This window comes from Pseudomonas sp. SWRI154 (assembly GCF_014268645.1).
In the GTDB taxonomy this organism is placed as follows: Bacteria; Pseudomonadota; Gammaproteobacteria; order Pseudomonadales; family Pseudomonadaceae; genus Aquipseudomonas; species Aquipseudomonas marvdashtae.
The window spans coordinates 113,159-136,047 of record NZ_JABWQW010000014.1 but is presented as its reverse complement, the minus strand read 5'-3'; the positions used below and the strand labels follow the sequence as shown (position 1 = coordinate 136,047).

Annotated in this window: 23 protein-coding genes; 16 read left to right on the top strand and 7 right to left on the bottom strand. The window is 59.0% G+C overall.

The features are described 5' to 3' along the window. Positions 1 to 345 precede the first annotated feature (345 nt). Positions 346 to 1,680, top strand: coding sequence for an OprD family outer membrane porin (locus HU806_RS14985; RefSeq protein ID WP_186612125.1), 1,335 nt, complete (start codon positions 346 to 348; stop codon positions 1,678 to 1,680). An 83-nt stretch (positions 1,681 to 1,763) separates the two neighbouring features. Here HU806_RS14985 and hepT read toward each other — a convergent pair whose 3' ends face one another. Beyond that, positions 1,764 to 2,192, bottom strand: a complete 429-nt coding sequence (gene hepT / locus HU806_RS14980) for a type VII toxin-antitoxin system HepT family RNase toxin (protein WP_186612124.1) — start codon at positions 2,190 to 2,192, stop codon at positions 1,764 to 1,766. Beyond that, the gene (mntA, locus tag HU806_RS14975) at positions 2,182 to 2,577 is read right to left on the bottom strand and encodes a type VII toxin-antitoxin system MntA family adenylyltransferase antitoxin (protein ID WP_186612123.1); all 396 of its coding nucleotides are present in this window, start codon (positions 2,575 to 2,577) and stop codon (positions 2,182 to 2,184) included. The genes hepT and mntA overlap by 11 nt, the downstream gene beginning before the upstream one ends. A gap of 329 nt (positions 2,578 to 2,906) precedes the next feature. Here mntA and HU806_RS14970 point away from each other — a divergent pair, with 329 nt between their 5' ends. The 7 genes from HU806_RS14970 (at position 2,907) to HU806_RS14940 (ending at position 8,506) form a co-directional block, all read left to right on the top strand. Further along, complete coding sequence (locus tag HU806_RS14970) at positions 2,907 to 3,545, top strand: peroxiredoxin (RefSeq protein ID WP_186612122.1); 639 nt, start codon at positions 2,907 to 2,909, stop codon at positions 3,543 to 3,545. A gap of 222 nt (positions 3,546 to 3,767) precedes the next feature. Beyond that, positions 3,768 to 4,361 carry an NADPH-dependent FMN reductase gene (gene ssuE / locus HU806_RS14965; protein ID WP_186612121.1) on the top strand — a complete coding sequence of 198 codons (594 nt, stop codon included), beginning with the start codon at positions 3,768 to 3,770 and terminating at the stop codon, positions 4,359 to 4,361. Positions 4,362 to 4,452: 91 nt separating this feature from the next. Further along, complete coding sequence (locus HU806_RS14960; protein ID WP_186612120.1) at positions 4,453 to 5,418, top strand: sulfonate ABC transporter substrate-binding protein; 966 nt, start codon at positions 4,453 to 4,455, stop codon at positions 5,416 to 5,418. 24 nt (positions 5,419 to 5,442) lie between these two features. Further along, positions 5,443 to 6,591 (top strand): FMNH2-dependent alkanesulfonate monooxygenase, encoded by a 1,149-nt coding sequence (ssuD, locus tag HU806_RS14955; protein WP_186612119.1) that lies wholly within the window; start codon positions 5,443 to 5,445, stop codon positions 6,589 to 6,591. A gap of 7 nt (positions 6,592 to 6,598) precedes the next feature. Beyond that, on the top strand, positions 6,599 to 7,381 hold the full coding sequence (ssuC, locus tag HU806_RS14950; RefSeq protein ID WP_186612118.1) for an aliphatic sulfonate ABC transporter permease SsuC: 783 nt from the start codon (positions 6,599 to 6,601) through the stop codon (positions 7,379 to 7,381). Next, positions 7,378 to 8,184: an aliphatic sulfonates ABC transporter ATP-binding protein gene (ssuB, locus tag HU806_RS14945; RefSeq protein ID WP_186612117.1), complete on the top strand. Its 807-nt coding sequence runs from the start codon at positions 7,378 to 7,380 to the stop codon at positions 8,182 to 8,184. Before ssuC ends, ssuB begins: the two co-directional genes overlap by 4 nt. A 106-nt stretch (positions 8,185 to 8,290) precedes the next feature. Next, the gene (locus tag HU806_RS14940; RefSeq protein ID WP_003177394.1) at positions 8,291 to 8,506 is read left to right on the top strand and encodes a TOBE domain-containing protein; all 216 of its coding nucleotides are present in this window, start codon (positions 8,291 to 8,293) and stop codon (positions 8,504 to 8,506) included. A gap of 93 nt (positions 8,507 to 8,599) precedes the next feature. Here the strand turns inward: HU806_RS14940 and HU806_RS14935 are convergent, their stop codons facing one another. From HU806_RS14935 to HU806_RS14915, 5 genes are all read right to left on the bottom strand, one after another. Then, the gene (locus HU806_RS14935; RefSeq protein ID WP_186612116.1) at positions 8,600 to 9,571 is read right to left on the bottom strand and encodes a CorA family divalent cation transporter; all 972 of its coding nucleotides are present in this window, start codon (positions 9,569 to 9,571) and stop codon (positions 8,600 to 8,602) included. A gap of 38 nt (positions 9,572 to 9,609) precedes the next feature. Further along, positions 9,610 to 9,792: a hypothetical protein gene (locus HU806_RS14930; protein ID WP_186612115.1), complete on the bottom strand. Its 183-nt coding sequence runs from the start codon at positions 9,790 to 9,792 to the stop codon at positions 9,610 to 9,612. A 109-nt stretch (positions 9,793 to 9,901) separates the two neighbouring features. Beyond that, complete coding sequence (locus tag HU806_RS14925) at positions 9,902 to 10,615, bottom strand: MgtC/SapB family protein (protein ID WP_186612114.1); 714 nt, start codon at positions 10,613 to 10,615, stop codon at positions 9,902 to 9,904. A 486-nt stretch (positions 10,616 to 11,101) separates the two neighbouring features. Then, complete coding sequence (locus HU806_RS14920; protein ID WP_186612113.1) at positions 11,102 to 11,737, bottom strand: TetR/AcrR family transcriptional regulator; 636 nt, start codon at positions 11,735 to 11,737, stop codon at positions 11,102 to 11,104. Between the two features lie 232 nt (positions 11,738 to 11,969). Next, entirely contained in the window at positions 11,970 to 13,346 is a 1,377-nt protein-coding gene (locus tag HU806_RS14915; RefSeq protein WP_186612112.1) for a glutamine synthetase family protein, read from the bottom strand. Positions 13,347 to 13,624: 278 nt separating this feature from the next. On the opposite strand from HU806_RS14915, the gene HU806_RS14910 reads away from it, so the two are divergent. The 8 genes from HU806_RS14910 (at position 13,625) to HU806_RS14875 (ending at position 22,812) form a co-directional block, all read left to right on the top strand. Continuing rightward, positions 13,625 to 14,401: a gamma-glutamyl-gamma-aminobutyrate hydrolase family protein gene (locus tag HU806_RS14910; protein ID WP_186612111.1), complete on the top strand. Its 777-nt coding sequence runs from the start codon at positions 13,625 to 13,627 to the stop codon at positions 14,399 to 14,401. Positions 14,402 to 14,441: 40 nt separating this feature from the next. Continuing rightward, positions 14,442 to 15,800, top strand: coding sequence for a glutamine synthetase family protein (locus HU806_RS14905; protein ID WP_186612110.1), 1,359 nt, complete (start codon positions 14,442 to 14,444; stop codon positions 15,798 to 15,800). 56 nt (positions 15,801 to 15,856) lie between these two features. Continuing rightward, positions 15,857 to 17,221, top strand: coding sequence for an aspartate aminotransferase family protein (locus HU806_RS14900; RefSeq protein WP_186612109.1), 1,365 nt, complete (start codon positions 15,857 to 15,859; stop codon positions 17,219 to 17,221). Between the two features lie 182 nt (positions 17,222 to 17,403). Further along, positions 17,404 to 18,516 carry a polyamine ABC transporter substrate-binding protein gene (locus HU806_RS14895; protein ID WP_186612108.1) on the top strand — a complete coding sequence of 371 codons (1,113 nt, stop codon included), beginning with the start codon at positions 17,404 to 17,406 and terminating at the stop codon, positions 18,514 to 18,516. A 184-nt stretch (positions 18,517 to 18,700) separates the two neighbouring features. Further along, positions 18,701 to 19,798, top strand: coding sequence for an extracellular solute-binding protein (locus HU806_RS14890; protein WP_186612107.1), 1,098 nt, complete (start codon positions 18,701 to 18,703; stop codon positions 19,796 to 19,798). Positions 19,799 to 19,868: 70 nt separating this feature from the next. Next, the gene (locus HU806_RS14885; protein WP_186612106.1) at positions 19,869 to 21,011 is read left to right on the top strand and encodes an ABC transporter ATP-binding protein; all 1,143 of its coding nucleotides are present in this window, start codon (positions 19,869 to 19,871) and stop codon (positions 21,009 to 21,011) included. Further along, positions 21,008 to 21,928 (top strand): ABC transporter permease subunit, encoded by a 921-nt coding sequence (locus tag HU806_RS14880; protein WP_186612105.1) that lies wholly within the window; start codon positions 21,008 to 21,010, stop codon positions 21,926 to 21,928. The genes HU806_RS14885 and HU806_RS14880 overlap by 4 nt, the downstream gene beginning before the upstream one ends. Continuing rightward, positions 21,925 to 22,812 carry an ABC transporter permease subunit gene (locus tag HU806_RS14875; protein ID WP_186612104.1) on the top strand — a complete coding sequence of 296 codons (888 nt, stop codon included), beginning with the start codon at positions 21,925 to 21,927 and terminating at the stop codon, positions 22,810 to 22,812. The genes HU806_RS14880 and HU806_RS14875 overlap by 4 nt, the downstream gene beginning before the upstream one ends. Positions 22,813 to 22,889: the final 77 nt, after the last annotated feature.

The following is a 22,889-nucleotide window of genomic DNA, read 5'->3' as shown; positions in this document are numbered from 1 at the left end:
CGGAGCCTATCTCGCCGCCCAGGATTCGCGGACCTCGCAAATGCCCGATAAAACACCATTCAGTAATCCTCGACGTCGCCGATAAGCCTTGTCACGGCTTGATGACGCTTTGATGGCATCCATATGTCGAAACGAGCTGAAAATTGTCGAAACAATTCTTTTTGGATTTATAAAGAATCCATTATTCTTCGGGCCGGTGTCGCGGGGTTAGACCATGGTCGTAGTCCGAAAGGGTTACGGTTGACTTGCCAGTCACGGTCTGGCGCTAATCGCGCATCCGCGGATTCCGGGCGTTCGAACCGGAACCAACGACACACAAGAATTAGAAAACGAGAGGAGCGAAACATGAAGAAGTCCACCTTGGCCATGGCAGTGGCCGTTGGGGTTTTGGCGCAGCAAGCAGGCGCCGCCGGTTTTATCGAAGACAGCAAGGCGTCTGTCAGTTCTCGCACCATGTATTTTGACAATGACAACCACGAAACCGGTGCCAGTGACCAGCGTGAGGCGGCCACGGGCCTGAAGTTCGATTACAAATCCGGCTTCACCCAAGGTGTCGTTGGTTTTGGTATCGACGCCCAGGCAATGGTCGGTCTTCACCTCGATGGTGGTAAAGGCCAGCACCCGGACAACAACTCGTTTTCGCCAAGCGACTCTGACGGATCTGCGGAACACAGCTGGAGCCGTGGGTCGGCCAACGTGAAGGCGCTGTTCTCCAAGACAGAGGCTCACCTGGGTGGCGCACTGCAGCCTAACCTGCCGATCCTGGTCGCCAACGATGGCCGTCTGCTGCCGCAAACCTTCGAAGGTGGCACGATCACCTCCAAGGATCTGGACAACGTGACGTTCAACGCCGGTCAACTGGAGCGCGCCGTGGGCCGTGCCGGTACCAACAGCACCGGCCTGGCCGTGAGCGGCGGTACCGAGGACAGCAACCAGTTCCGTTATGCCGGTGCTGATTGGAAGGTCACCAAGGACCTGACCCTGCAGTACTACTACGCCAACCTGCAGGATTACTACAAGCAGCACTTCCTGGGCGCGGTACATGTATTCCCGATCACCGAAGGCCAGTCGTTCAAGACTGACCTGCGTTACTTCGACAGCAGCTCGGATGGCCGCAACGGCGACGCAGGCTATCAGTTCGACAACAACGGTGGTTACGCCAAGAATCCGGGCGAGGTCGACAACAAGACTTGGAGCGCCATGTTCACCTATTCCCTGGGTGGCAGTGCCTTCATGTTGGGTCACCAGCAAGTCGGTGATGACGGCGGTTTCGTCTACATGGGGCAGGGCAGCCTGCTCAATGACAGCGGTCGCAACGAAGGCGCCGGCGGTTCAAGCTTCTACCTGTTCACCGATAGCATGATCCATCAGTTCGTCCGTGCAGGTGAGAACACCACGTTTGGTCAATACTCCTACGACTTCACTGGTCTCGGCGTTCCGGGTCTTAAGGCTGCAGTTGCATACTTGCGTGGCGATGACATCAAGTCCCGTACCGCAGGTGGCAGCGACTCGTCCGAGTGGGAACGCGACATGCGCTTGGACTACGTCGTCCAGCAAGGTGCTCTGAAAGGTTTCGGCACCACTCTGCGTCACGGCTCTTATCGCGGTACCGGTAACGGTTCCGGCGCTGACCGTGACCAGACCCGCCTGATCTTCAACTACACTTACAACTTCCTGTAAGACGTAGCGAAGTAAAAAAGCCCCGCCCGGCATCACGCCGGGCGGGGCTTTTGCATTTTTGGCTCAGCGAGCCGGATAGAGCCTTATCCCTCGGACTGCGTCGCGTCCTTGCGCAAGATGAACGCGCTGAACCCCAGGAAATCGTCCAAGTGCCCGGTAATGATCGCGACCAGGATCGGCAGTTGCAGGGCTTGGTAGTCATGCACCGCGATGTTTCTGAATCCCACCATGTTCTTCAGGTTTTTCACCAGACCTTCTTCGACCCAGCCGCCTTGGAAAAGCACTTCGAACACATCCCTGGCGCTTTGTGGGACACCCAGTCGCTCACGGCGAATCAAATGTTGCCCCATGTCCAATGCCGCTTCACATGCACGCTGGATGTTCAGGACCGCCGAGTCCTGGCGAGTGAAATCGGTGGCGAAGGTGGCGGGATCTTTCTCGTATTCTTCCCGCACCCTGGCGACGCAACGCTCGATGCTCGCTGCCTTGTTGATCAGTACGTCATCGGCCATACACGCTGCCTTCTTCCTGAATATCCTTGAGCAAGCCTGCCCGAGCCTCGTCGAAGGTGGTTTTTTCGCTGAGGATAAAGCTTTCGAACAACCCAGCCTGCACATCGCGGGCCCAAAGTCTCTGACCTCGGGTAACAATCTGGTATTGCATGACGGTCGTCGCAGCCCTTAGATCAATCAGATCAACCGGCCTGCCCGCTATATCGGCCAAGTCCCCTGAAAGCTGCCATAACGACACAGGGTCGATCTCGCCGGACACGAGCACGGCCAAATCCACATCACTCTCAGGGCCGGCGGTCCCATGGGCATGACTGCCGAACAGGTACACAGCCAGTAAGCCAGACAAGTGTTTTTGCAAATGGGTCAGCAAGGCTTGAGTGTTCATGCCGCCTATCCTAGCCGCTCGCCCTGAAACCACGTCAACAATTTCCGTACTATGGCTACAAAACAAAAAAAACCGCCCGGCAACACGCCGGGCGGGGCTTTTGCGTTTCGGGTCTGGCCCACCCCTGTAGCCTTCCCCGAACTTTCTCCTCTTTTCAGCAACTCGAGGCCTTCTCGAACCTCGGAGTGATCTTCGACTGCTATGCGCAATCGCGCCAGTGAACAGTTTTTTATATTCACTAAGAGTATAAATAAATGGGTATTCATTCTTTTTCAAAAAATCAAAACCGGTGCACAGTTGGGCTCACAAAACCAACCAGGAGCCGAACCATGAGCCTCAGACTTGGCGACATCGCCCCCGATTTCGAACAGGATTCCAGTGCCGGCAATATTCGCTTCCACGAATGGCTTGGCGACAGCTGGGGTGTGCTGTTTTCCCATCCGGCGGACTTCACGCCGGTGTGCACCACCGAGCTGGGCCTGACCGCCAAGCTCAAGGACGAATTCGCCAAGCGTGGGGTCAAGGCCATTGCCCTCTCGGTAGACCCGGTGGACTCGCACCACAAGTGGATTGAGGACATCAACGAAACTCAGAATGCCGTGGTCAATTTCCCGATCCTGGCCGATGCCGACCGCAAGGTGTCGGACCTGTACGACCTGATCCACCCCAACGCCAGCGACACGTTGACCGTGCGTTCGTTGTTCGTGATCGACCCGAACAAGAAAATTCGGCTGACTATCACCTACCCGGCCAGCACCGGCCGCAACTTCAATGAAATCCTGCGCGTGATCGACTCCTTGCAACTGACTGACAACTACAAGGTTGCCACGCCGGCGAACTGGCAGGACGGCGACGAAGTGGTAATCGTGCCGTCGCTCAAGGATGAAGACGAACTCAAGCAACGCTTTCCCAAGGGCTATCGCGCTGTGAAACCCTACCTGCGCCTGACCCCGCAACCCAATCGCTGACGCAACACTTGAACCCGAAATGATCAGTACCTGTGCACCAAGGGTTTTTGGCCGTTTCGACGGCCTTTTTTATTGCGCCAAGGAAGTGAATCGCATATCTCTTAATTGCATAACCAAATGAATAAATATGATTTAAAGATATATCAATCCGCTGTTATGGTTTGCCCCATACAGCGAGATCGCCCACCGCGAATCGCAAGTGAGATTTAAGGAAGGATTGGCATGTTGGTTGTCTCGCTCGGTGGCAGTCCTAGCCAGCGCTCCCGTTCAGGCGTGCTGTTGGAGCGCTCGCAACGTTGGTTGCAGCAGCAGGGTGTGGAAGTGGTGAGCTACCAGGTGCGGGATTTTCCGGCCGAAGATTTGCTCCACGCCCGCTTCGACAGCCCCAAGGTGGTGGACCTGCTCGCCCAGATCGAAAACGCCGATGGGCTGTTGATCGCAACGCCGGTTTACAAGGCATCTTTTTCCGGCGCATTGAAGACGGTGCTGGACCTTCTGCCAGAACGGGCCCTGGCCCATAAAGTGGTATTGCCCATGGCCACGGGCGGTAGCATCGCCCACATGCTGGCGGTTGATTACGCCCTCAAGCCGGTGTTGTCAGCGCTCAAGGCCCAGGAGATGCTTCACGGGATTTTTGCCGAAGACAGTCAGATCGCTTACGGCGAAGGCAGTGCCCAGGCGCAATTGGCCCCGGCCCTGCAACAGCGCTTGGATGAGGCACTGGAACAGTTTTTCAGCGCCATGGCCCGTCGGCCCAGGCCGTTGGACCCGCATGTATTGAATGAACGTTTGCTGAGTGCTCGCTGGAGCATTTAAACCCGAAACACCACTGATTCAACTCACCTTACTCAGCCGTCAACGGCCAAGCAGGTGCAGCCAAAACCCCACAGCAAAAAGGAGAGGCGCCATGCGCACTGTCATTTTGCGTCGCGGGCTGGTCGCTCTGTTTGCTGCGGCTGTGTCCTTCGGCGCCATCACCCAGGCTCAAGCCGAAACCTTGCGGATCGGTTACCAGAAGTACGGCACGCTGGTGCTGCTCAAGGCCAAGGGCACGTTGGAAAAACGCCTCGCGGCCCAAGGCGTAGATGTGCAATGGACCGAGTTCCCCGGCGGCCCGCAGCTGCTTGAAGGCTTGAACGTCGGCTCCATCGATTTTGGCGTGACCGGTGAAACCCCGCCGGTGTTCGCCCAGGCCGCGGGCGCCGACCTGCTCTATGTCGCTTACGAGCCCCCGGCGCCAAACAGCGAGGCGATCCTGGTGCCAAAGGGTTCGCCCATCCAGTCGGTGCAGGACCTCAAAGGCAAGAAAGTCGCGCTGAACAAAGGCTCCAACGTGCATTACCTGCTGGTTCGTGCACTCGAAGATGCCGGCCTCAAGTACACCGATATCCAGACGGTTTTCCTGCCACCCGCCGACGCCCGTGCCGCGTTCGAACGCGGCAGCGTGGACGCTTGGGTCATCTGGGATCCGTACCAGGCTGCCGCCGAACAACAGCTGCAAGCGCGCACCCTGCGCGACGGCAAGGGTATCGTCGACAACCACCAGTTCTACCTGGCCACCAAACCCTATGCGCAAAAAAATCCCCAGGTGATCACGACGCTGGTGGAAGAAGTGCGCGCGGTGGGGGAGTGGTCCAAGGCCAATCCTGAAGAGGTGACCCAGCAAGTCTCGCCGCTGCTCGGCCTGCCTGCCGACATCACGCTCACTTCCGTCAAGCGCCAAGGCTACGGGGCGCTGTTTCTCACGCCGGAAGTGGTCGCGGCGCAACAGAAAATCGCCGACAGCTTCTACCAGCTCAAATTGATTCCCAAGCCCTTGAGCATCAAGGACGTGATCTGGACGCCGCCGGCGGCCGTTGCGAACGCGCAGTAATTCGATCCCTTAGGAGACCACTCCATGAGCCTCAATATTTTCTGGTTCCTGCCCACCCACGGCGATGGCCATTACCTTGGCACCGCTGAAGGCGCTCGCGCTGTTGATCACGGTTATCTGCAACAAATCGCCCAAGCGGCGGATCGGCTGGGTTTCGGCGGAGTATTGATCCCCACTGGTCGTTCCTGCGAAGACTCCTGGCTGGTGGCCGCTTCGTTGATCCCCGTGACCCAGCGGCTGAAATTCCTCGTTGCCCTGCGCCCCGGGATCATTTCCCCGACGGTAGCGGCGCGGCAGGCCGCGACCCTCGACCGATTGTCCGGCGGGCGGGCGCTGTTCAACCTGGTCACCGGTGGCGACCCGGACGAGCTGGCCGGCGATGGGCTGTTCCTTGATCACGAACAACGCTATCAGGCGTCCGTGGAATTCACCCGCATCTGGCGCCGGGTGCTCGAAGGCGAGACCGTGGACTACGACGGTGAGCACATCAGTGTGAAGGGCGCCAAATTGCTCTATCCGCCGATCCAGCAACCGCGTCCGCCGCTGTATTTTGGCGGCTCGTCCGAAGCCGCCCAGGACCTGGCCGCCGAGCAAGTGGAAATGGTCCTGACCTGGGGCGAGCCGCCGGCCGCTGTCGCGGAGAAGATTGCCCAGGTGCGAGCCAAGGCCGCGAAGCTGGGGCGCACCGTGCGCTTCGGCATCCGCCTGCATGTGATCGTGCGGGAAACCAACGCCGAAGCCTGGCGAGCGGCCGACCGGTTGATTTCCCATCTGGACGACGAAACCATCGCCCGCGCCCAGGCCTCCTTGGCGCGTTTCGACTCGGTGGGTCAGCAGCGCATGGCCGCCCTGCACGGTGGTCGGCGCGATAATCTGGAGGTCAGTCCCAACCTGTGGGCCGGCGTCGGCCTGGTTCGCGGCGGTGCCGGCACGGCGCTGGTGGGCGATGGCCCGACCGTGGCCGCGCGGGTCAAGGAGTACGCGGAGCTGGGCATCGACACCTTCATCTTCTCTGGTTATCCACATCTGGAAGAATCCTATCGGGTGGCGGAGCTGCTGTTTCCGCACCTGGACGTCGAGCGTCCCGAGCTGCCGAAGAGCCAGGGCTACGTGAGCCCGTTCGGTGAAATGGTCGCCAACGACATCCTGCCCAAAGCCGCGTCCCAGAGCTGAGGCGGCCATGAAGAAAATCATCCACAACCTCGCGCCCTGGGTGGTGCCGCTACTGTTGCTGGCGGTGTGGCAATTGTCGGTATCGGCGGGCTGGTTATCCACGCGAATCCTGCCGGCGCCGTCAGCGGTGATCGAAGCCGGAGTGAGCCTGGTGCGCAGCGGCGAAATCTGGACGCACCTGGCAATCAGCGGCTGGCGAGCCGCAGTCGGATTTTTGATCGGCGGTGGCCTCGGCTTGGCGCTGGGCTTTATCACCGGCCTGTCGAAATGGGGCGAGCGACTGTTGGACAGCTCCGTGCAGATGGTCCGGAACGTCCCGCACCTGGCGCTGATTCCGCTGGTGATCCTGTGGTTCGGCATCGATGAGTCAGCGAAGATTTTCCTGGTCGCGCTGGGCACGCTGTTCCCCATCTACCTCAACACTTATCACGGCATCCGTAACGTCGATCCGGCACTGGTGGAGATGTCGCGCAGCTATGGCTTGTCCGGCTTCAGTCTGTTTCGCCAAGTGATCCTGCCGGGCGCCTTGCCTTCGATCCTGGTGGGCGTGCGGTTTGCCCTGGGTTTCATGTGGCTGACGCTGATCGTGGCGGAAACCATCTCGGCGAGTTCCGGCATCGGTTACCTGGCGATGAACGCTCGGGAATTCCTGCAGACCGATGTGGTGGTGCTGGCGATTCTTCTGTACGCCGTACTCGGCAAATTGGCCGACCTTGCCGCCCGTGGCCTCGAACGGGTCTGGCTGCGCTGGCACCCGGCGTACCAAGTGAACAAGGGAGGTGTCGCATGACCGCCCAACAACCGCCGCGCCTGCTGCGGGGTATTCCGCTGGCGGTGCGCAATCTGCAAAAGACGTTTGGCTCGCGCCAAGTGCTGCGTGACATTGATTTGCACGTTCCGGCTGGGCAGTTCGTCGCGGTGGTCGGTCGCAGCGGCTGCGGCAAGAGTACGTTGCTGCGATTGCTGGCAGGCCTCGATCAACCATCGGGCGGCCAGCTGTTGGCCGGTTCGGCGTCGCTGGATGCTGCACGGCAGGACACGCGACTGATGTTCCAGGAGGCGCGTCTGCTGCCGTGGAAAAAGATCATCGATAACGTTGGCCTTGGGCTCAAAGGCAACTGGCGGCCGCAAGCCTTGCAGGCGCTGGAGGCCGTAGGGTTGGCTGATCGCGCCCATGAGTGGCCGGCGGCGTTGTCCGGCGGGCAGAAACAGCGGGTGGCCTTGGCCCGCGCGCTGATCCATCAACCGCGCCTGTTGCTGCTCGATGAGCCCTTGGGCGCGCTCGATGCGCTGACTCGGATCGAGATGCAGCAGTTGATCGAACGCCTGTGGCAGCAACACGGTTTCACCGTACTGCTGGTGACCCATGACGTCAGTGAAGCGGTGGCAATTGCCGACCGGGTGATCCTGATCGAAGACGGCCAGATCGGCCTCGACTTGGCCATTGACCTGCCACGTCCACGTGCTCGCGGCTCCCACCGGCTGGCGAGCCTGGAAACCGAAGTACTCAATCGAGTGTTGTCCTTGCCCGGCCAACCGCCGGAACCCGAACCCGTTTCACCCTTGCCCACGCAGTTGCGTTGGGCGCAATGAAGCAGCTTCAAGCGGCAAGCTACAAGCCGCAAGAAGAAGCGCGGTGCTTTTACTTGCAGCTTGTAGCTCGAAGCTTGCAGCTCATTTCGACCTCAGGAGAAATCACATGACTATCAAAGCCATCAACGTACGCAACCAGTTCAAAGGCACCATCAAGGAAATCGTCGAAGGCGATGTGTTGTCGGAGATCGACGTGCAGACCGCTTCGGGCATCGTTACCTCGGTCATCACCACCCGCTCGGTCAAAGAGTTGGAGCTGGCGATTGGCAGTGAGGTGATCGCCTTCGTCAAATCCACCGAGGTGTCTATCGCCAAGTTGTGAGCAATGCTTCACCCACAGCCCCGGACGGCGTGAGCCCTTCGGGGCTTTATTACACATTAGTTTAATTGTGCAGGGATGAGCTTCAATATTGCTTTATCGCAGCCAGCCTTTACGTTTGATATATATGAGTGGGAGAACCGCAGCCGAGAGTGTCAGTCCCATCGAGTAGACGAATCCGTGTTCCCACGAAAGTTCTGGCATCACCGCAAAGTTCATGCCGTAGAACGTGCCAACCAAGGTGGGCGGCAGGAAAACGGCGGTAATAATGGTGAATACCTTGACGATCTGGTTCTGTTTTATGTTGAGGATGTTCGTCACGGATTTTTGCAAGTATTGGACTTTTTGGTGTTCGAAGTAGGCATGTTCCTTGACCCCGGCGACATCGAAAGCGAGCTCATTCACCAGACCCTGCAAATCGGCTTCGTTGGTGCTGTCTATCTCGCTGCTTAGATATCGCACTGTCCGCGCAAGGGATAGTTGTGTCTCAATGCAAAGAGCAATCAGCTCTTCCTTGGCGTTGAGTGCACGCATCGTTTCGATCAAGTCTGGTACTCCCAGTTCCATGCCGTTGGCGTTATAGCCATCAGATATTTCGGAAATATCTTCGGCCCTCTTTTCCAACTCTTCGGCAATTTGGTCGACCAGTTCGTCAGCACGGTCATTGGCTATTTGCAGCAGTGATCGCATTATAGCTTTCGGGCTTTGCCCATTGGCAGGTTTACGGCGCAAGCGTTGTAGGGCTATATCAAAGGATTGAAAGTTCGCGTCGTCGCAAATAATCGCGACCAACTGCTCGCCCAGGGCGAAAGTCACGCCTCCAAAATGTGGAGCCCCGTTGTCATCCAGTGCAAGCAATCTCGAGCGCATATATAGAAACTGCCCATCCTCAACGACATTGCTATTTTTCTTGGCGGTTTCAATACCAAAACGTTGTTGCAAAATCGTCCCCTCTTCGACTGTTGGTGTATGTACTTCAAGCCAAACCAGGTTGTGGTCTTGCCCGGGCTCAGGCAGCCCTTGGACAATAGAAAAACATTCTTGATTTTTGATAATGCTGCGGATCATGTCTAGTTACCTCGTGGGCGGGTCTTACAAGCAATACTCTATTTGGATGCTGGGTTGAGTTCGCTATGGGAGGGCGAGGTTGATGATGTTGTGGTTTCTTGATCAGGCGGTTGCATGTAATGCACCGATATCATGGTGATTGCGATCAGCAGGTACAAAGCAACCACCGCAATGATTACTTCGTTCTCAAGGCTGTTATGGTTTGACGCCTTCTTTTTCATGGCAAGCTCCTGGGGTCGTCTCTACGAAAGGGCAAAGAAGAAATAGCGGAGAGCGAGTCATGGCCTCTCCGATGAATGCAAAACGGAACATATGTAATTGGCAGCGCAATTATTCGTCTTGTAAATTGCTATTGAGCAACTGCCAGCGTACGGAGCTCACGCCTTTCTCCAGGCTCACCCGACTAGCCAGTTGTTCCAGTTGGGCTGGGCTCGCGGGCGTGCCAACAAGTTCTGCGCGCACTTCGAGTTTGTCCGGGTTGGCCAAGTCTTCGCTGTGCAGTGATTGCAGGCGTAGTGCGCTTCCGCTCAAACCGTGAAGGACCAATGTGCGTACATGCACTTCATCCTCGGCCCGGCAGACAATGTTGAAGGTAAAGCGCTGATCAACTTCCACGGCTGCCGCGGCGCCCTGACGATTGATACGCTGAGCAGCTTCGCGCAGCAGGATGTTGGCGCAGAGCACTACCAAGGTGCCTATGGCGGCTTCCAACATATGTCCCATGCCCGACAATATGCCTATCGCAGCGGAGCACCAGAGTGTGGCAGCGGTATTAAGACCGCGGACATTGAGACCTTCGCGCATGATCACACCGGCGCCCAGAAAACCGATGCCGGAAACGACTTGAGCAGCGATCCGTGCGGCGCCCGAGCTATCGCCGTTGGAGGTCAGCAGCGACACCATGACGAACAAGGCTGCGCCGGTCGAAACCAGGGCGTTGGTGCGCAGTCCGGCCAGGCGTTGGCGAAGTTGACGTTCGGCGCCAACCAGGGCGCCTAGAGCGAGCGCGACGGTCACGCGCAGGAAAAAAATCTTCCAATCCATATTTCACTTCCATTCCGACAATTGTTCGCATGGCGAACAGCGTTATAGGGGATGGATCGCGCAGGCATGAGCGAAAACCACAGATGCGCTAAGCACTTACGTGCGGGCACTGAGGGGAACTCATAGGGGAAGGAGGTTCGAATCCCGGATCGGGAGCGAAATACCACTATCCGCCGTAAGACGGCAGGAAAGTGGCAGAGAGGGACTCTGCTGGACTAGCTTGCCGCTTTAGCCTGTCGGGATCGACTGGGGTAACTGTCCAAGACTGGACTCCTGTGTGGACTAAAAAGCGGAGCGAAAGTAAGTTTTTTACAGGTTGAAGTCAAACAACGGCTGGAGACATTTTGTTTCAGGCTACTTCGGTATCGTTACATCGGTCACTGATTTAGGCGGCCTGAACAACGCGCTTTGTTGGGGTTGGAAGGGGGGGCTGCTGCGCCCGAGGCGTCGGATCGATGAAGTGGGAGCAAGCTCCCTCGCTATGGATCAGAGGGCTTCGCGCTTGGGTAGATACGGTGGCAGATACAGCCCCAGGTACGCATCGAACACGCGCATGCCTTCCTCGGCCATGCGCGGGGTGATCTGCCCGTGTTGCTGCACCGAGCGGGCATAGACGCGGTCGCCCAATTCCATCGCCAAGGCGAACACATCGACGTCGTCGGGCAGGGCCGGCAACGCGAAGTGGCGGTCGAAAAGCTTATGCATCAAGTCGCTCAGCTCGAGATCGTGCTGACGGTCGGCCTGGGTGACTTCGGTCAGGCCGTGCTGGGCCAGGATCAACTGCCGCGCGGCGGCGTCGTCGCTGTAGATCATCAGCATCCGTTGTTCCACCAGCCGCGACAGGTCGTGCCAGTGGTTCAGCGCGGCGTGGTCGATCGGCGCTTGCAGGCAGGCGCGGAAGGCCGCGTGTACATCGGCGGTCAGGGCTTCGAGCAGGGCCGGGACGCTGGCGAAGAAGTGATACACGGAGGAGGGCGGGATCCCGGCGCGCTCGGCGACGCTGTAGATCGACAGGCTGGCCACGCCTTCGGCGGCGAGCAGCGCACGGGCGGCGTCGAGAATCGAGTCGATCCGGGCCTGGCTGCGGGCGCGAGGTTTGCGTGGGGTGGCGATGCGCGTCATGGAGGTCTCCTGCGGGGCTGCCGGGCATTGTACGCAGAGCGCGCGGATGGTCCATATGTTGTGCTGAAAGGATTATTTGTGGCTAGGGAGCTTGCTCCCGCTCGATTGCGCAGCAATCGCAAAAAGCCGGGGCCGCTGCGCAGCCCAGCGGGAGCAAGCTCCCTCGCCACGGGAACGGCAAAAAAAACGCCGCAGTCCTGGAGGCCTGCGGCGTTTTTTCTACTGCAACCACTTACACGGTATGCAAGTACCAGTTGTACTCAAGGTCGGAGATGGAGTGTTCGAATTCCTCCAGCTCGCTTTCCTTGCAGGCCACGAAGATATCGATGTATTTCGGATCGATGTACCTGGCCATGACTTCGCTGTCGTCCAGCTCGCGCAGGGCATCGCGCAAGTTGTTCGGCAGGCTTTGCTCGTTCTGCTCGTAGCTGTTGCCTTCCACCGGCGCGCCGGGCTCGATCTTGTTGACCAGGCCATGGTGCACGCCCGCCAATACCGCGGCCATCAGCAGATAAGGGTTGGCGTCGGCGCCGGCGACACGGTGTTCCAGGCGCACGGCATCGGAGGAACCGGTGGGTACGCGCAGGGCCACGGTGCGGTTGTCCAGGCCCCAGGTCGGCGAGTTCGGCACATAGAACTGTGCTCCGAAACGACGGTAGGAGTTGACGTTCGGGCAGAGGAAAGCCATCTGCGCGGGCAGGGTCTCGAGCACACCGCCGATCGCGTGACGCAGCGCGGCGTTCTGCTCGGGATCCTCGCTGGCAAAGATATTGTTGCCTTCTTTGTCCAGGATCGAGATGTGGACGTGCAGGCCGTTGCCCGCCTGGCCCGGATACGGCTTGGCCATGAAGGTGGTGTCCATTTCATGGTCGTAGGCGATGTTCTTGATCAGGCGCTTGAGCAGGACTGCGTAGTCGCAGGCCTTGATCGGGTCGGCGACGTGGTGCAGGTTCACTTCGAACTGCGCCGGGGCACTTTCCTTGACGATGGCATCGGCGGGAATGCCTTGCTCCTTGGCACCTTCGAGAATGTCCTGGAGGCAATCGACGTATTCGTCGAGGTCGTCGATCAGGTAGACCTGGGTCGAATGTGGGCGTTTGCCGGAGATCGGCGAGCGAGGCGGTTGCGGACGGCCATTCACGTTCTCCTGGTCGATCAGGTAGAACTCCAGCTCGAACGCCGCGCAGATGGTCAGGCCCATCTCATCGAACTTGGTCACGACCTGGCGCAGCACTTCACGCGGGTCGGCGAAGAAAGGTTCGCCTTCGAGCTCGTGCATGGTCATCAACAGTTGCGCAGTCGGGCGCTTCTGCCAGGGCTCGTTGCACAGGGTGTCAGGGATTGGATAACAGATCCGGTCGGCATCGCCGATGTCCAGGCCCAGGCCGGTGCTTTCCACCGTAGAGCCATTGATATCCAGGGCAAATAAAGAGGCCGGCAGGTTGATGCCTTTCTCGTAAACCTTGTGGAGGCTGGTGCGTTCGATGCGCTTGCCGCGCACCACACCATTCATATCCGCAATCAGAAGGTCAACGTACAGAACCTCAGGATGTTCCTTAAGGAACGCGTTCGCTTCGTTAAGCTGAACGGCACGCGGGGGTACCGACATGATGCAACACCTTTGTTGTTAAAAATATCAATCATTGATTGCTTTGAAAGCCAGTCAACCCGAACGGCATGCCGAAGTCAAGCGGGGCCTTTTTTGCCCTAAAAAAGCACCAGCAGGGGTTTTTTGGGGCAATTTGGGGCGTTTTTTGCCCTTCAAGCGGCTTGCCGTCCGCAGGCTTGAGCGGGCCGTGTTGTATTTTTTACGGGGGTGTTGTGTAAAAAAATGAACAAGGCTAAGCTCGATTCAAACCCATAACAGCAATAATACCGGGGTGCTTCATGTCTCGCCTGCCGTTAATCGGCGTCACCACCTGTTCCAAGCAGATTGGTCTGCATGCGTATCACACCACCGGCGACAAATATGCCCGGGCCGTGGCAACGGCCGCCAAGGGCCTGCCCGTGCTGATCCCCTCAATGGCAGACCTGTTTTCACCGTCCGATATTCTGGACGCCCTGGACGGTATTCTCTTTACCGGCTCCCCTTCCAATGTAGAACCTTTTCACTATCAGGGCCCGGCCAGCGCGCCAGGCACTGCTCATGATCCTGCACGGGACGCCATCACCCTGCCGTTGATCCGTGCCGCTGTCGATGCGGGTGTTCCGGTGCTCGGCATCTGCCGCGGTTTCCAGGAAATGAACGTTGCCTTTGGCGGCAGCCTGCATCAGAAAGTTCATGAAGTCGGAACCTTTATCGATCATCGTGAAGACGACACCCAGCCAGTTGAGGTCCAGTATGGTCCTGCCCATGCTGTGCATATCCAGCCCGGCGGCGTTCTCGCGGGCCTGGGCTTGCCGCCGATGATCGACGTCAACTCGATCCACAGCCAGGGCATCGAACGTTTGGCCCCAGGGCTGCGGGCCGAAGCATTGGCGCCGGATGGCCTGATCGAGGCGCTCTCGGTTGCACAAGGCAAGACTTTTGCTTTGGGTGTGCAATGGCATCCTGAATGGGCGGTAGGCGCTAATCCGTACTACCTTGCGATTTTCCAGGCATTTGGCGATGCCTGCCGAGCAAGGGCAACACAACGCGACGCCGATGCGTCAAACAACGCCTGACTACTAATAGCAGCCAGGAAACTCACGCCTAGAGGCATTTATGAGTAACAACCTCGACCAGCTCACCGATTGGTTGAAAGACCACAAGATCACAGAAGTCGAATGCATGATTGGCGACCTCACCGGCATTACCCGGGGCAAGATCTCGCCGACCAACAAGTTCATTGCCGAAAAAGGCATGCGCCTGCCCGAGAGCGTTCTGCTCCAGACCGTGACGGGCGACTATGTCGAAGACGACATCTATTACGAACTGCTCGACCCGGCCGATATCGACATGATCTGTCGCCCGGATGAGAACGCCGTGTTCCTTGTGCCCTGGGCCATCGAGCCCACCGCCCAGGTCATCCATGACTCCTACGACAAGCAAGGCAACCCCATTGAGCTGTCACCGCGCAACGTGCTCAAGAAGGTGCTCAAGCTCTATGCGGACAAGGGCTGGCAGCCGATTGTCGCGCCGGAAATGGAGTTCTACCTGACCAAGCGCAGCGACGACCCCGATTTTCCTCTGCAACCGCCGATTGGCCGCTCCGGCCGACCGGAAACCGGTCGCCAGTCGTTCTCCATCGAAGCCGCCAACGAATTCGACCCGCTGTTCGAAGACGTCTACGACTGGTGCGAGTTGCAGGAACTTGACCTCGACACCCTGATTCACGAGGACGGCACCGCGCAGATGGAAATCAACTTCCGTCACGGCGACGCGCTGTCCCTGGCCGACCAGATCCTGGTGTTCAAGCGCACCATGCGCGAAGCGGCGCTCAAGCACGACGTGGCCGCCACCTTCATGGCCAAGCCCATGACCGGCGAGCCGGGCAGCGCCATGCACCTGCACCAGAGCATCATCGACAAGGACACTGGCAAGAACGTCTTTTCCAATGAAGACGGAACCATGAGCGAACTGTTCCTGAACCACATCGGTGGCTTGCAGAAGTTCATCCCCGAGCTGTTGCCGCTGTTCGCGCCGAACGTCAATTCGTTCCGCCGCTTCCTGCCCGACACCTCGGCGCCGGTGAACGTGGAATGGGGTGAAGAGAACCGCACCGTGGGCCTGCGCGTGCCGGATGCCGGGCCGCAGAACCGTCGGGTGGAAAACCGCTTGCCGGGCGCCGACGCCAACCCGTACCTGGCGATTGCCGCGAGCCTGCTGTGCGGCTACATCGGCATGGTCGAAGGCATCAACCCGAGCGCGCCGGTGGTGGGCCGCGGCTACGAGCGCCGCAACCTGCGCCTGCCGCTGACCATCGAAGATGCCTTGGAGCGCATGGAAAACAGCACCACCATCGAGAAGTACCTGGGCAAGAAATTCATCACGGGCTACGTCGCGGTCAAGCGGGCCGAGCATGAAAACTTCAAGCGCGTCATCAGTTCGTGGGAGCGGGAATTCCTGCTCTTTGCCGTCTGATGCGCCGGGCGGGGCTGCCATGGGCCCCGCCCCAATGGAATAAAAGGAGAATTCGCATGACCCGCAACAATCCGCAAACCCGTGAATGGCAGGCCCTGAGCAGCGAGCATCACCTGGCACCGTTCAGCGACTTCAAGCAGCTCAAAGAGAAAGGCCCGCGCATCATCACCCACGCCAAGGGCGTGTATCTCTGGGACAGCGAAGGCAACAAGATTCTTGACGGCATGGCCGGCCTCTGGTGCGTGGCCGTCGGCTACGGTCGCGATGAACTGGCGGACGCCGCCAGCCAACAGATGCGCGAACTGCCCTATTACAACCTGTTTTTCCAGACCGCCCACCCGCCGGTACTGGAACTGTCGAAGGCCATCGCCGACATCGCCCCGGAAGGCATGAACCACGTGTTCTTCACCGGCTCCGGCTCCGAAGGCAACGACACCATGTTGCGCATGGTCCGCCACTACTGGGCGATCAAGGGCCAGCCGAACAAGAAAGTCATCATCAGCCGCAAGAATGGCTATCACGGCTCGACCGTGGCCGGCGCGAGCCTGGGCGGCATGACTTACATGCACGAGCAGGGCGACCTGCCGATCCCCGGCATCGTCCACATCGCCCAGCCATACTGGTTCGGCGAAGGTGGCGACATGAGCCCCGAAGCGTTCGGCATCTGGGCCGCCAACCAACTGGAAGAAAAGATCCTCGAGATCGGCGTGGACAATGTCGGCGCCTTTATTGCCGAGCCGATCCAGGGCGCCGGCGGCGTGATCGTTCCGCCGGACAGCTACTGGCCGCGCATGAAGGAAATCCTCGCCAAGTACGACATCCTGTTCGTGGCCGACGAAGTGATCTGTGGTTTCGGGCGCACCGGTGAGTGGTTCGGTACCGACCATTACGGGTTGAAACCGCACATGATGACCATCGCCAAGGGCCTGACCTCGGGATACATCCCCATGGGCGGCCTGATCGTTCGCGACGACGTGGTCGCGGTGCTCAACGAAGGCGGCGACTTCAACCACGGGTTCACCTACTCGGGTCACCCGGTGGCCGCGGCGGTGGCCTTGGAAAACATCCGCATCCTGCGCGACGAGAAGATCATCGAGCGCGTCCACAGCGAAACGGCACCCTATTTGCAGAAGCGTTTGCGGGAACTGAACGATCATCCGCTGGTAGGTGAAGTACGCGGCGTCGGTTTGCTGGGGGCGATCGAACTGGTCCAGGACAAGGCCACGCGCAAACGCTACGAAGGCAAGGGCGTGGGCATGATCTGCCGGCAGTTCTGCTTCGATAACGGGCTCATCATGCGCGCGGTGGGCGACACCATGATCATTGCTCCGCCGCTGGTGATCAGCAAGGCCGAGATCGATGAGCTGGTGGCCAAGGCGCGGCAATGCCTGGACCTGACCCTCAGTGCTTTGCAGGGCTAAGTGCTAGGCTCTGAGCGAGGTGCCGGCAAGGGCCTCGCCCAGCGTGAACAAAAGGCTGGGCTTGTGTTGAAAGCCTGGCCTGTAACTTGCCAGACTACCGGCTGTTCAAGTTGCCTGCGAGCTGGCTGCTGAACTGTGGCTAAGAAGAATAACTGGAGCACTTTTTCATGAAGGCATTAGGCATGAAGACATTAGGTATGAAGATAGCTGGCAAGACCCTCCTCGCCATGTCCCTGATGGGCGTGATGGCGGGCGCCGTCCAGGCGGAAGATAAAGTGCTGCACGTCTATAACTGGTCCGACTACATTGCGCCGGACACCGTCGCCAAGTTCGAGAAGGAAACGGGGATCAAAGTCGTCTACGACGTCTTCGACAGCAACGAGACGCTTGAGGCCAAGCTGCTGGCGGGCAAGTCCGGCTATGACGTAGTGGTGCCGTCGAACAATTTCCTGGCCAAGCAGATCAAGGCCGGCGTCTACCAGGAGCTGGACAAGTCCAAGCTGCCTAACTGGAAGAACCTCGACACTGACCTGCTCAAGGCCGTTGGCGATGCCAGCGACCAAGGCAACAAGCATGCCTTTCCCTACATGTGGGGCACCATCGGCATCGGTTACAACCCGGAGAAGGTCAAGGCTGCACTGGGTGTCGACAAGATCGATTCCTGGGACACCCTGCTCAAGCCCGAGAACATCGCCAAGCTCAAGGGCTGCGGTGTGAGCTTCCTCGATTCGCCGACCGAAATGATTCCGGTGGCGCTGCATTACCTGGGCTACCCGACCGACAGCCAGGACAAGAAGCAACTGGCCGAGGCCGAAGCGCTGTTCCTCAAGCTGCGTCCGTCGATCGGTTACTTCCACTCGTCCAAGTACATTTCGGACCTGGCCAACGGCAACATCTGCGTCGCCGTGGGCTACTCGGGTGATATCGAACAATCCAAGAGCCGTGCTGCCGAAGCGGGTGGCAAGGTGAAAGTGGCCTACACCATTCCGAAGGAAGGTGCCGGTTCGTTCTACGACATGGTCGCCATTCCCAAGGATGCCGAAAACGTCGAGGCCGCTTATAAGTGGATGAACTTCATCATGCAGCCGGAAATCATGGCGGAAATCACCGACAACGTGCGTTTCCCGAACGGCAACAAGGCGGCTACGCCTTTGGTGGACAAGGAAATCTCGGGTGACCCGAGCATTTATCCATCGGACGAAGTGAAGGCCAAGCTGTACGCAATCGCTGACCTGCCGTCGGCGACCCAACGGCTGCTGACCCGCAGCTGGACCAAGATCAAATCCGGTAAATAAGCCGGCTTGAAGCAGTCTCCCGTTGTCGCGGTCATCGCGACGGCGGCAACGGGAGCAATTAAATAATTAAAAGTTTTGCTGGATCGGTTTATCGAGGGTAAGTTGCGCGCCGGTTTTGTTGCAGGGCACATCGTGGTCCGGTAACGGGGGCAACTTGGGCCCAACTATTTAAGAGGACCTCCACGTGCCTGTCTTTTCTTTGTTACGCAACGCCTTGCTGGTCGGTGCCGGCCTGACGCTCGCTGTCAGTGTCCAGGCGGCTTCCACCGTGCATATTTATAACTGGTCGGACTACATCGGCGAATCCACCCTGGCGGATTTCGAGAAAGCTACCGGGATCAAGCCGGTCTACGACGTGTTCGATTCCAACGAAACCCTGGAAGGCAAGTTGCTGGCCGGTCGTACCGGTTACGACGTGGTGGTGCCGTCCAACCACTTCCTCGGCAAGCAGATCAAGGCCGGGGCATTCCAGAAGCTCGACAAGGCACAGTTGCCCAACTATGCCAACCTCGACCCAGCGCTGCTCAAGCGCCTGGACAAGAACGACCCGGGTAACCAGTACGCCGTGCCTTACCTGTGGGGCACCAACGGCATCGGCTATAACGTCGAGAAGGTCAAGGCAGTATTGGGCGTCGAAAAGATCGACTCGTGGGCCATGCTGTTCGAGCCGGAAAACATCAAGAAGCTGTCCAGTTGCGGTGTGTCGTTCCTCGACTCGGGCGATGAGATGATCCCGGCGATGCTCAACTACCTGGGCCTGGATCCCAACAGCCAGAACCCGGATGACTACAAGAAGGCCGAGGCCCAGCTGCTCAAGATCCGGCCTTACGTGACCTATTTCAATTCTTCCAAGTACATCTCCGATCTGGCCAACGGCGAGATCTGCGTGGCCGCCGGCTTCTCCGGCGACATTTTCCAGGCCCGCGAACGTGCCAGCGAGGCCGGCAAGGGCGTCGATATCGCCTACGTGATTCCCAAGGAAGGCGGCAACCTCTGGTTCGACATGTTGGCGATCCCGCGCGACGCCACCAACGTCAAGGAGGCCCACGCATTCATCAACTACCTGCTCAAGCCTGAGGTCATCGCCCAGGTCAGCGACTACGTCGGCTACGCCAACCCGAACCCCAAGGCGGGTGAAATGATGAACCAGGAAGTACGCACCGACGAGGCGGTCTATCCACCGCAAGCGGTCGTCGACAAGCTCTACGTCAACTCCGAGTTGCCGCCCAAGATCCAACGACTCATGACCCGCAGCTGGACCAAGGTCAAGTCGGGTAAATAGCGTTCAGCGCTCTAACTATTCCAAGCTCGTCCGCATGGGGCGGGCTGCAAATTCTGTGGGAGTTTCGTAAATGGCAGTTGCCTCCGGCGCCTATAAGAAAGCCCTCGAGGGCGACCAGACACCCAAGCAGGTGTTGGTCAAAATCGACCGGGTCACGAAAAAGTTCGACGAGACGATTGCCGTGGACGACGTGTCCCTGGAAATCAAGAAAGGCGAAATTTTCGCCTTGCTCGGCGGTTCGGGATCGGGCAAATCCACCTTGCTGCGCATGCTGGCAGGTTTCGAGCGGCCCACGGAGGGGCGGATTTTCCTCGATGGCGTGGACATCACCGACATGCCGCCCTATGAGCGGCCGATCAACATGATGTTCCAGTCCTACGCGTTGTTCCCGCACATTACCGTGGCGCAGAACATCGCCTTCGGCCTGCAACAGGACAAGATCCCGAAAGCCGAGATCGACGCTCGCGTGGCCGAGATGCTCAAGCTGGTGCAGATGAGCCAGTATGCCAAGCGCAAGCCGCACCAGCTCTCCGGTGGCCAACGCCAGCGCGTGGCTCTGGCCCGTTCCTTGGCCAAGCGACCGAAACTTCTATTGCTCGACGAGCCGATGGGCGCCCTGGACAAGAAACTGCGCTCGCAAATGCAGCTTGAGCTGGTGGAGATCATCGAGCGCGTGGGCGTGACTTGCGTCATGGTGACTCACGACCAGGAAGAGGCCATGACCATGGCCGAGCGCATCGCGATCATGCACCTGGGCTGGATCGCCCAGATCGGCAGCCCGATCGACATCTACGAGACCCCGACCAGCCGGCTGGTCTGCGAGTTCATCGGCAACGTCAACATCTTCGAGACCGAAGTGGTGGAAGATGCCGAGGGCCATGCTGTGCTGACCTGCAAAGACCTGGACCGCAACATCTACGTGGGCCACGGCATCAGCACCTCGGTGCAGGACAAGTCCGTGACCTACGCCATCCGCCCGGAAAAACTGTTGGTCACCTCCGAGCAACCCACCTGCGAGCACAACTGGTCCAGCGGCAAGGTCCATGACATCGCCTACCTGGGCGGTCACTCGGTGTTCTACGTCGAATTGCCGAGCGGCAAACTGGTGCAGTCGTTCGTCGCCAACGCCGAGCGGCGGGGCCAGCGTCCGACCTGGGGCGACCAGGTGTTCGTCTGGTGGGAAGACGACAGCGGCGTGGTGCTTCGCTCATGAACATGCGCAAACTCAAACGCCGACTCGCCCGAATAACGCCCGGTGGCCGTCAATTGGTCATCGGGGTGCCCTTCATCTGGCTGTTCCTGTTCTTCATGTTGCCGTTCTTCATCGTATTGAAGATCAGTTTCGCCGAAGCCGATGTCGCCATCCCGCCGTACACCGAGATCTACAGCTACATCGACCAGAAGCTGCAGGTGCTGCTCAACCTCGGCAATTATGTGATGCTCAGCGAGGACGAGCTGTACATCGCCGCCTACCTCGGTTCGCTGAAAATGGCCCTGATCAGCACGGTGCTGTGCCTGTTGATCGGCTACCCGATGGCCTATGCCATCGCCAACGCCCGTAAAGAGATGCAGACGGTGTTGGTGTTGCTGATCATGATGCCGACCTGGACCGCGATCCTGATCCGCGTCTACGCGTGGATGGGCATCCTCAGCAACAACGGTTTGCTCAATGGCTTCCTGATGAGCATGGGCTGGATCAGCGAACCCTTGCAGATCCTCAACACCAACCTGGCGGTGTACATAGGCGTCGTCTATTCCTATTTGCCGTTCATGATCCTGCCGCTGTACGCCAACCTGGTCAAACATGACACGAGTCTGCTGGAAGCCGCGTCCGACCTGGGCTCGAGTACGTTCAACAGCTTCTGGAAAATCACCGTGCCGCTGTCCAAGAACGGCATCGTCGCCGGCTGCATGCTGGTCTTCATCCCGGTAGTGGGCGAGTTCGTGATCCCGGAACTGCTGGGCGGCCCGGAAACCCTGATGATCGGTAAAGTGCTGTGGCAGGAATTCTTCAACAACCGTGACTGGCCGGTGGCGTCCGCCCTGGCGGTGGTGATGCTGGCGATCCTGATCGTGCCCATCATCTTGTTCAACCGTAGCCAGGCCAAAGAAATGGAGGGCAAGGAATGAAGCGCTTCCGTTTTTCAAGCCTGATGCTGGTGCTGGGTTTGCTGTTCATCTATGCGCCGATGCTGATCCTGGTGATCTTCTCGTTCAACGCCTCGAAACTGGTGACGGTGTGGGGCGGTTGGTCGATCAAGTGGTACGCGGGCCTGCTGGACAACAGCCAGTTGATGGGCTCGGTGGTGCGCTCGCTGGAGATCGCCTGCTACACAGCGATTGCCGCGGTGGCCCTCGGTACGCTGGCGGCCTTCGTGCTGACCCGCATCACCCACTTCAAGGGACGCACGCTGTTCGGTGGCTTGGTCACCGCGCCGCTGGTGATGCCGGAAGTGATCACCGGTCTGTCGCTGTTGCTGCTGTTCGTGGCGATGGCGCAGATGATCGGCTGGCCGCAGGAACGTGGCATCGTCACGATCTGGATCGCCCACACGACGTTCTGCGCGGCTTATGTGGCCGTGGTGGTCTCGGCGCGCTTGCGTGAGCTGGACCTGTCCATCGAAGAAGCGGCGATGGACCTCGGGGCACGGCCGTGGAAGGTGTTCTTCCTGATCACCATCCCGATGATCGCGCCGTCACTGGCGGCGGGTGGCATGATGTCCTTCGCGTTGTCCCTCGACGACCTGGTGCTGGCGAGCTTCGTCTCCGGCCCCGGCTCGACGACCTTGCCGATGGAAGTCTTCTCGGCCGTGCGCCTGGGGGTGAAACCGGAAATCAACGCCGTGGCGAGCCTGATCCTGCTGGCGGTGTCGCTGGTGACTTTCCTGGTCTGGTACTTCAGCCGCCGCGCCGAAGAGAACCGCAAGCGCGCGATCCAGCAAGCCATCGAGGAAAGCGCTGCCGATTCCTGGAAACAACCGCAGGTACGCCGGCCCGAGACCGCTTCGGTCTAACCCGACGCACGACTAACTGCGGGAGCAGGCTTGCTCCCGCAGTGGTCTGTTCGTTCACTTCCCACGTTCACTTCTTC

Coding starts and splice junctions, on each gene's coding strand:
- HU806_RS14985 (WP_186612125.1), top strand. CDS start 346: ATGAAGAAGTCCACCTTGGCCATGGCAGTGGCCGTTGGGGTTTTGGCG.
- hepT (WP_186612124.1), bottom strand. CDS start 2,192: ATGGCCGATGACGTACTGATCAACAAGGCAGCGAGCATCGAGCGTTGC.
- mntA (WP_186612123.1), bottom strand. CDS start 2,577: ATGAACACTCAAGCCTTGCTGACCCATTTGCAAAAACACTTGTCTGGC.
- HU806_RS14970 (WP_186612122.1), top strand. CDS start 2,907: ATGAGCCTCAGACTTGGCGACATCGCCCCCGATTTCGAACAGGATTCC.
- ssuE (WP_186612121.1), top strand. CDS start 3,768: ATGTTGGTTGTCTCGCTCGGTGGCAGTCCTAGCCAGCGCTCCCGTTCA.
- HU806_RS14960 (WP_186612120.1), top strand. CDS start 4,453: ATGCGCACTGTCATTTTGCGTCGCGGGCTGGTCGCTCTGTTTGCTGCG.
- ssuD (WP_186612119.1), top strand. CDS start 5,443: ATGAGCCTCAATATTTTCTGGTTCCTGCCCACCCACGGCGATGGCCAT.
- ssuC (WP_186612118.1), top strand. CDS start 6,599: ATGAAGAAAATCATCCACAACCTCGCGCCCTGGGTGGTGCCGCTACTG.
- ssuB (WP_186612117.1), top strand. CDS start 7,378: ATGACCGCCCAACAACCGCCGCGCCTGCTGCGGGGTATTCCGCTGGCG.
- HU806_RS14940 (WP_003177394.1), top strand. CDS start 8,291: ATGACTATCAAAGCCATCAACGTACGCAACCAGTTCAAAGGCACCATC.
- HU806_RS14935 (WP_186612116.1), bottom strand. CDS start 9,571: ATGATCCGCAGCATTATCAAAAATCAAGAATGTTTTTCTATTGTCCAA.
- HU806_RS14930 (WP_186612115.1), bottom strand. CDS start 9,792: ATGAAAAAGAAGGCGTCAAACCATAACAGCCTTGAGAACGAAGTAATC.
- HU806_RS14925 (WP_186612114.1), bottom strand. CDS start 10,615: ATGGATTGGAAGATTTTTTTCCTGCGCGTGACCGTCGCGCTCGCTCTA.
- HU806_RS14920 (WP_186612113.1), bottom strand. CDS start 11,737: ATGACGCGCATCGCCACCCCACGCAAACCTCGCGCCCGCAGCCAGGCC.
- HU806_RS14915 (WP_186612112.1), bottom strand. CDS start 13,346: ATGTCGGTACCCCCGCGTGCCGTTCAGCTTAACGAAGCGAACGCGTTC.
- HU806_RS14910 (WP_186612111.1), top strand. CDS start 13,625: ATGTCTCGCCTGCCGTTAATCGGCGTCACCACCTGTTCCAAGCAGATT.
- HU806_RS14905 (WP_186612110.1), top strand. CDS start 14,442: ATGAGTAACAACCTCGACCAGCTCACCGATTGGTTGAAAGACCACAAG.
- HU806_RS14900 (WP_186612109.1), top strand. CDS start 15,857: ATGACCCGCAACAATCCGCAAACCCGTGAATGGCAGGCCCTGAGCAGC.
- HU806_RS14895 (WP_186612108.1), top strand. CDS start 17,404: ATGAAGACATTAGGTATGAAGATAGCTGGCAAGACCCTCCTCGCCATG.
- HU806_RS14885 (WP_186612106.1), top strand. CDS start 19,869: ATGGCAGTTGCCTCCGGCGCCTATAAGAAAGCCCTCGAGGGCGACCAG.
- HU806_RS14880 (WP_186612105.1), top strand. CDS start 21,008: ATGAACATGCGCAAACTCAAACGCCGACTCGCCCGAATAACGCCCGGT.
- HU806_RS14875 (WP_186612104.1), top strand. CDS start 21,925: ATGAAGCGCTTCCGTTTTTCAAGCCTGATGCTGGTGCTGGGTTTGCTG.